The organism is Synechococcus sp. F70.1 (genome assembly GCF_047502745.1).
Classification (GTDB): Bacteria; Cyanobacteriota; Cyanobacteriia; order Thermostichales; family Thermostichaceae; genus Thermostichus.
On record NZ_JANSJL010000049.1, the window covers coordinates 1 to 5,519 of the forward strand.

General features: G+C 62.2%; 7 protein-coding genes and 1 pseudogene. All 8 read left to right on the forward strand.

Features of this window, described 5'->3' with window-relative positions; translation table 11 throughout:
* Positions 1-39 precede the first annotated feature (39 nt).
* Positions 40-231 (forward strand): hypothetical protein, encoded by a 192-nt coding sequence (locus NW860_RS04585; protein WP_414393228.1) that lies wholly within the window; start codon positions 40-42, stop codon positions 229-231.
* Between the two features lie 54 nt (positions 232-285).
* A complete protein-coding gene (locus NW860_RS04590; protein WP_414512695.1) occupies positions 286-1,518 on the forward strand; it encodes a hypothetical protein in 1,233 nt (410 codons plus the stop codon).
* Between the two features lie 70 nt (positions 1,519-1,588).
* Positions 1,589-1,996 carry a DUF3119 family protein gene (locus tag NW860_RS04595; protein ID WP_414512697.1) on the forward strand — a complete coding sequence of 136 codons (408 nt, stop codon included), beginning with the start codon at positions 1,589-1,591 and terminating at the stop codon, positions 1,994-1,996.
* Positions 1,993-2,817: a polyphenol oxidase family protein gene (locus tag NW860_RS04600; protein WP_414512698.1), complete on the forward strand. Its 825-nt coding sequence runs from the start codon at positions 1,993-1,995 to the stop codon at positions 2,815-2,817. Before NW860_RS04595 ends, NW860_RS04600 begins: the two co-directional genes overlap by 4 nt.
* Positions 2,818-3,132: 315 nt before the next feature.
* On the forward strand, positions 3,133-3,552 hold the full coding sequence (locus NW860_RS04605; protein WP_414512700.1) for a DUF6464 family protein: 420 nt from the start codon (positions 3,133-3,135) through the stop codon (positions 3,550-3,552).
* 20 nt (positions 3,553-3,572) lie between these two features.
* Entirely contained in the window at positions 3,573-4,271 is a 699-nt protein-coding gene (gene pyrF, locus NW860_RS04610) for an orotidine-5'-phosphate decarboxylase (RefSeq protein WP_414411434.1), read from the forward strand.
* A gap of 47 nt (positions 4,272-4,318) precedes the next feature.
* The gene (locus NW860_RS04615) at positions 4,319-4,846 is read left to right on the forward strand and encodes a hypothetical protein (RefSeq protein ID WP_414512702.1); all 528 of its coding nucleotides are present in this window, start codon (positions 4,319-4,321) and stop codon (positions 4,844-4,846) included.
* 14 nt (positions 4,847-4,860) lie between these two features.
* A pseudogene (locus NW860_RS04620) lies at positions 4,861-5,519 on the forward strand (hypothetical protein); the annotation flags it as partial.

The following is a 5,519-nucleotide window of genomic DNA, read 5'->3' on the forward strand; positions in this document are numbered from 1 at the left end:
GGGCCCTGCTAGGATGGGGAAGGGTTTGAGATGCCAACTATGTTTACTCACAACGAGGTCTGGAAGACCTTTCTGAGCAACCCTGTTGTCTTCTGCGGGGGCTTTCTCAGCGGCCTGCTGCGTTTGGATGTAAGGCAGGATCCGCTGCGCAGTTGGCTAGAGTCGCAGGGCTTGAGGGTGGAGGATCCGCCGGCCTCCACGCAAGGCCCCCAGTCTATTGCCATTGAGTAGGCATGGAGACAGGAGGGAGCCTCCCCATTCAGCCAAGTAGGCCAAGGTGAGCTGATGCCCCCCGGACAATCTGTAAGAAGGTGGCGACGGCAGGGATCCCTCTATGGCTATCTGGGCGGGGTTGTGCTTTTGCTTGCGGGGCTAGTTGGCTTACCCTCAGCAGATTTGGCTTTGGCCCAAGCGGAGCTCATTTCCTCGAGAGGCTCCGACCAGGATCCCCAGCTTTGGCTGGAGCGCTACAACGCTGCTTTGAAGCAACTGCCCCCTTTGCCCAACTTGCAGTACCGCCAGCAGGTGCGGGTTGAGGGATCCCAGACCTTTACAGCCACCCTGGATGTGCTCCGCCGCCGCGACGGCAGTTGGCAGGCTTGGGTAGCCGAAGGGGATCGCGTCCGCCTGTTGGATTCGCGGCAACTGGAAGCGGTGAACCAATCGGACTTACTCAGGCTGTATTCGGTGTACGTGAGCCGGCCCGAAGCGCTCCTGCCCTCGGTGAACTTTCACTTAGAGGCTGATCCCACCCGCTACCACGTCTTCTCCTCAGAACGGGCGGATCTGGCGGGATCCCCTGTCCAGCACTTGCGCCTGGAACCCCTTCAAAAAGGCCAGGTGCGGGAGCTATGGCTAGATCCGGAGTCGGGGCTGCCGCGGCAGGTGCTCTTGTTTTTGTCAGGGGTGTGGGGACAGGCCTACGTCCTCATGGGGTTTACGGCAGTGCCCGCGCCCGAGGGAGGCCTTCGCTATTGGCTGCCGGAGAGCACCCGCATCAACCTGAGCTATGGGTTTTGGACGCTGGAGGGCCTGACCCGCCGCGTGTTCAGAGGATCCCTTGCCATCCGGCACGACTACCAGGACTATCGCATCTTGCCGGAAGGAGTGCAGTTGCGCTTTTTGCCCTCGCAGCCGCCGCTGGATGCGCCGCCAGTGGTGGCCGGCCTGCCGGAGAGCACGCCCCAACTGGAGCTGGGGGATGTGCAGGTCTTGGGGGTGGATGAGCAGGGGAACCAGCAGTTTAGAATTGGCCTGGGCAGACGCACTGCTGCCGAGACCCCCTTGGAAGACCGCATCGCCGCCTTTAACCTCACCCGACCGGCCAGCCGCAATGCTCTCACCCAGATCGATACCGTGGCCTTTTTGTCTTTGGGGAGCAGTCAGTTGCCCATCTATCTCTTTCAATTCGACACGGGTCGTCCTCTCTATCCCCTGCAAGGGGTAGGGCAGCCGCGGGTGGATCCCAATGAGGTCTTCGATCCCAGGCCGCCGGCCATCAAGCTCTTTGGAGATTAGGTGGGGAAACCCCAGGGAGCGCTGTTGGGAGGGGCTAGAATAGCCCTGGGATCCGGAGGAGAAGCAAGGCGTGATCAAACCCTACTCTGCCCATTTGTTGACCCCCGACTTTCGCCTCAGTCTGGCAGTGCTAGTTTTGGCAGTGCCGCTGTTTTGGCTTTCGCTTTGGGCAGGGCTGGCCATGGGATTGTTTGGCCTGTTTTTGCTGGTGCAGACTTGTCTTATCGGGCTGGCCTTTACCCGCACAGCCCTGCAAGTCTACAGCGGCTCCCGGCGCATCCGCGAGTTCCCCTACAGCGAGTGGCAGGATTGGCAGATTTTCTGGCGGCCTGTACCCATTCTCTTCTTCTTCCGGGAAAACCGAGGCATCCACTTTCTGCCAATGCTCTTTAACCCAGTTGAGCTGCGACTTTGCCTAGAGGAGCACGTGGGACATCTGCACGCCCAGAGATCCCCTTTTCGCAGCGTGGGCCGATGAGCAGTTCTGAGGGCTGGGTTTGGCAAGAGCAAGGGGGGTGGCGGTGGTTGCGGTGTCAGCTCTTGGCGGACTGGCCGCATGCTTTTGGGTGCCGGCGCAGCTCCTTCTATCAACCGGCTGAACTGGCTGAGCAGCTGCGGCTGACCCCCGAACGGGCAGCTTGGGGCCACCAGGTCCACGGCTGTCAGTGGATGTGGGCCGATGCCCTCACCACGATCCCGGCAGGGAAAGCAGAAAGCAGGGTTCAGCGTCCCGCAGTCGATGCCGTAATTGCCCGCTGCCCAGAAGACTCTGCCTGGGTTGGTACTGCTGACTGTGTGCCGATTCTGGTTGCCAGTCGCCGGTGGGTGGCAGCAGTTCACGCTGGCTGGAGGGGGACGGCTGCCGGCATCTTGCCCAAGGTGCTCCAGGTCTTTCTCCGGGGGGGGATCCCTGTCGAGGAAATCCGCATTGCCCTGGGGCCAGCTATTTCCGGGCCAGCCTACCAAGTTTCCCAAGCAGTGGCTGACAAGGTGCTGCAGGCGCTGCCGGCAGGCGTGGATCCGCAGCTTGCCCTCTGGCCTGATCCCATCCCTGGCAAGGTTCGCCTGGATCTGCGCTGGGTCAACTCTGCCCAGGCCCAAGCGCAAGGGATCCCGCCTGAGCACATTGCCATCAGTCCCCACTGCACCTTTGGCCAGCCCCAGGATTTCTTTTCCTACCGCCGCGAGGGATCCCTGGAGGATGAAGAGGGCCGCCGTTGCGTGCAGTGGTCGGGGATTGGGCTGCCCAAAGCGGCCTTGGACAAGCCGCCAGCTGCCCAAGAGAGCTGCTATGATTGAACAGCCCTCCGCTGCCCAGTCCCAAGATGCGCCGCGCTGCCCTTAGGGGATTATCGTGGATAGTTTTGTCCCTCTTGCTTGTTGGTGGCCGGGAAGCTGCAGCCCAGACCTCTGTGACAGGCTTCAACCGCGACAGCGTACGGCAACTAAACCTTGAGAAGAATTCAAGTCGCGAGCCCAGCATTCCCTCGGCGCAGAGGCGGGCGAAGTGGCATACCCGCGCCAATGTCTGCAGGGGCAATTGCCGGAGGAAGTTGGCCGTATCGCCTAAGCAAGCGGCTAAGGTATTAAAGGAAGCCCTCAGGTCGCTGCAGCATGGATTGGGAGAAGCTCTTGGGAGAATGGGTGGCAGCCTTTAGGCAGGCGGCAGAGGCAGGCCTTGCTGCTCTAGAAGCCGCCTTGAGGGAGCTGGGAGAACAGCTGGCCACCCCTATCGAGCAAACCCTCCGGCAGTGGGAAACCTTTTGGCGGCTGGAGGAGGAACCCGAGCGCTCAGAGGAAGCGTTTAACCCTGCCGAGGGGCAGTCCTTTAGCACCAGCCGCTTTTTCGTTAGCCCCTGGGGGTTTGGGGGCGTAGTTGTCTATACCTATATCGCTTCACCGCCTGGCTGGATTGGGGATCCCACCTGTCGCTACAATGCCCTTTCCCCGCAACTGCGCTGTGCCGTCAACCCCTATGGCCCTTGCAAGGGCTGTCCTCACTATGAGCCGCGGGAGGAGGGCTCTACGCGCTAGCCGGCCTGAGGGCGTGGGCTATGCAGGATAGCCGCCTTATTGTTGCTCTAGATACCTCCTCCCTTGAGGAGGCGCTGGAGTGGGTGGAGCGTTTACCCCAAGTGCAGTGGTGGAAGGTGGGCCTGGAGCTGTTTACGGCAGTTGGCCCTCCAATTCTGCAAGCCCTGAAGGAGCGGGGCAAGCGCATTTTCTTGGACCTCAAGCTGCACGACATTCCTCGCACAGTGGGGCGGGCAGTTCGAGTAGCCGTTGGCCATGGGGTGGATTTGCTGACCGTCCATGCGGCCGGCGGGAGCGCCATGTTGCACTCAGCCGCAACGGCCGTCCAGGGCAGTTCCTGTCGGCTGTTAGCAGTTACCCTTTTAACCAGCCTTGGCCCTGAACAGGTGCGGCGGGAGCTGGGCATCGAGCGGGATCCCGGCGACTATGTGTTGCAGTTGGCCCAGCTGGCCTTGGAACAGGGCTTGAGGGGTCTGGTCTGTTCTCCTCAGGAGGTGGGGCGGCTGCGCCAAGCTCTGGGGCCGGAGGTTCTGCTGGTAACCCCAGGGATCCGACTGGGGGATCCAGAGGCGGGGGACGACCAGCGGCGGGTTTGTAGCCCTGCAACAGCCCTGCAGGCGGGGGCGGACTATCTGGTGGTGGGTCGCCCCATCACGGCCGCTACCGATCCTCTGGCAGCCTGGCAACGCTTCCAGGCGCTGGTGGAGACTGCGGGCTGAGGGTTGGGGAAATGGCGTTGAGGGGCAGGCGGGGAGCCGCTCTAGCAGTGGTTTTGGGACTGTCCGGCCTCGCTCCTACACTAGCCAGGGGAGAAGTCTGTGCTAGCGATCCCCAAACTTGGTCTGAGGCCCTGACGGCCCAGTTGCCTTTGTTTCTCAATTTAGCCCTGAGCCGCTCCCGCTCAGAGTTTCAGGTGGTACTCGTGGGTCAGCCGCAGGTCGAGCCTCTTGCTGCCAAGGAGTTGGCGGATAGCCCAGCCGCTTCCACTGCCCAGGGCTTTTGCCTCTACTTCACCACGCTGGAGCGCCGCTTGGTTCTCCCTCGGCAGCCGCCGCAGCCGGACAACCCTCTAGCGGGACGGCGCAGCGAAACCCTGCATCTGGCCTATGAGGCCTGTGTATTGCGGGATAAACCAGGAGATCCCTGGCAGTTGGTGCGCCTCCGAGTAACTGGAGCCGGGATCCCCGTTCGCGATGTTACCAACGGGCTCACCGCCCAAGCTATCCGCCGTTGGCAGCAGTCGGGGTGTCCCTCAGCAGGCGATCTGGAGTTGACTAGGCCCTCTTCTCCGTGAGGTTTCCTCCCGCCATGCCTCCTCAGGGCAAACGGCTACTCCGGCGCCGGCAGCCGGCCAAGCTGAGTTGGATAGGCCCCTGCCTGCTGTGCGGGGGAGTAGGACTGCTCTTTGGGCAACGGCTTCGCCTTCTGGCAGAACCGGCTCAGGAAGCGTGGTGGCGCGTTTTGCCTGCCAGTAGCTCTGGGGGATCCCTTGCTCCGCTGGAACTCCCTCTCTACCACTGGCTGGCAGAGAAACTTTTGCCTTGGCTAGGGCAAAAAAGCGGGATCCCGCCGCAAGGACTGCTGGCAACCTTGTCGACCCTAGCCTGTCTGGCCATCCTACTGTTGTGTTGGAGCTGGGGCAATTTCTGGAGCGCCGGCCTGTGGGGGCTTAGCCCCTGGGTGCTGACCCAGGGGTTGGAGCCGAGCAGCGAGATCCTCGCTCTCCTGGTCTTACTAACTAGCAGCGGCATTAGGCCGGGATCCCGCCTGCGCTGGGAGGGGTTGGCGCTGGCCTGTGGGCTGAGCTACCGAGTTTGGCCCTTGGCCTTGCTCTGGGCGCTGCTGTGGATTAGCCAACACCGGCCGCGGCAAGGGTTGCAGGGATCAGCCTTGCTGCTGTTGGTGATGGGCCTCTCCTGGCTCGGGGGAGCGGAGGGGCTTGGGGATCGCTTCCGGGGAACAGAGAC